We start from the raw sequence: 1878 nt of genomic DNA, 5'->3' as shown, positions 1-1878 counted from the left end.
GCCGAATTGCTTGGTGCGGTCTTTTATACGCTTTGTTTTGCCAATTTTTACAGTTCCTTTAAAGTGTTCTTTTATGAAGTAAACGAACCCTGAATCTACTTTTGATTTAAACATACGTTCTCTTTTTGTCTTTGGCTTATCATCCCAATTGCCGTACATATACTCATGATGCTCTTTTACCTTCTGCTCGTTGTGCCTCTTTATATCTTCTTCTGTGAAATGGTTATCTAAGAAATTTGTTAAACCTTTGATCACAGTGCGAATATCCTCCTTACTCATAACTCGATTGTAGTAGTGGCAGAGTGGTATTATTTCTTGTCTTTCTTTTTGATACCATAAAAAATAAGTATCAATCACACTCGTACGTAAACCCTCGTTCTCCCTTCCCGCCATCTCTCTTTTGATTAATTCGTCGTTCTCAATATTTATCATCTCTCTACTCCCTTTCCATGTGATGTGCGTAAATAACTTACGCGTAACCCTTAATATATTCGACGCGCCAACTCCTCTTTCTGCGCATCCTTAATAGATATAACGGATAACTTCCGCAAAGTGGATGTTTTAAAAACAATTCCGACATTCATAAGTAGGTACAAACAGAAACCCAAACCCGCGCACTTTTACACAAAAAAAATCGCCAATCCCGAAGGACTGACGGTAAGTTTAACGTTTTCTTTTTCTCGGTTTATTTAATTTTCCGCTAATCTGATTCATTGCCGAATATTTTCCGTGTTGCTCGTATAATGATTGACGCGATAAATGTGTGTATCGCATAACCATCCGCAAGTCATTGTGTCCAAGCAACATTTGCAAGTGACGTATATCGCCGCCCGCTTCAAGGAACATGGTAGCAGCCGTATGTCTAAATAAATGCGGATGCACATTCTTCTCAATTTCCGCCTTTTCCGCATATTTATTAAGTCGTTTGCGAAAGTGATCGCGCGTTAACGGCTCGCCATAATTTGCGAGGAATATATAATCGCTTTCGAAGTCGGCAACATTTTCGCTAATTAACTCCTTTAATAAACGAAGCGTAATGGGTTGCAAGGGTAGCGTACGAGCTTTACGGCTTTTTGCAATGGTAGCCGGAATCGTTACGCATTTATTAGTAAAGTCGACGTCGCTACGCCTAAGTCCAAGCGCTTCACTTATACGACACATGCTATCGAGTAATAAATTCATTAACGCGTAGTCTCTAAACGCGGAATATTCGCGTTGGTTAGGCGTAGCTAGTAAGCGTTTTAACTCATCAGCATTTAGAATAACGATTTCTTCTTCAGGTTCACGCACATTTTTTACCCCGACCATCGGATTATTTACGATAAGATTTTCGTCCTCTAAGCAATTAAATAGAACGCGCAAGGTTTTTAGTCGCGTATTAATTGATGACGGAGACAGCCCGACGGTCATAACGGATTCCTTCTTATATTTATGCCCTTCGAATTTTATTAACCGTTCATTCATATAAACGATATATTCTCGAATAATGTCGCGATCGATTACCGCCATTGAACGCTTAATGTCATGTCGGTCGAGAAATTCGATAAAGAATCCGTAGTTATCCTCGTATTGCCTAATCGTACTTAACGCGCGCCCCTCCGCTTTCTTTATCGATATAAATTTCGCGAATAAGTCATCGAGATTATTTACGGAGCTCCTTACTTTCGTTCGTGTACTTTTAACTCGTTTACCTTGACGCTTGTCTTTCAAAACAACGCCCTCCCGTTTGATTATTAACGGAAATATACCTGTCCACTACCCTACGTAAAATAGGAGCGCTACCCTGCGTCCAAGTCACCGACTAAGTCACCGGAAACAAAAAGACGGCAGAAACGCTATAATACCAACGTTTACTGCCGTCAATTCCATCGAGTATGA

2 protein-coding genes are annotated in these 1878 nt (G+C 40.2%); both read right to left on the bottom strand.

Annotation, left to right across the window (positions count from 1 at the left end; translation table 11 throughout):
• The coding region (locus MHI57_RS24995; protein ID WP_340978974.1) for a hypothetical protein at positions 1–432 on the bottom strand (432 nt) is incomplete at its 3' end.
• 231 nt (positions 433–663) lie between these two features.
• Positions 664–1710 (bottom strand): tyrosine-type recombinase/integrase, encoded by a 1047-nt coding sequence (locus MHI57_RS24990; RefSeq protein WP_340978973.1) that lies wholly within the window; start codon positions 1708–1710, stop codon positions 664–666.
• Positions 1711–1878: the final 168 nt, after the last annotated feature.

It is taken from the genome of Cytobacillus sp. FSL K6-0129 (assembly GCF_038007625.1).
Taxonomy (GTDB): domain Bacteria; phylum Bacillota; class Bacilli; order Bacillales; family Cytobacillaceae; genus Cytobacillus; species Cytobacillus kochii.
Note: the sequence above shows the minus strand (reverse complement) of the source record. Positions and strands in the feature narration are given on the sequence as shown.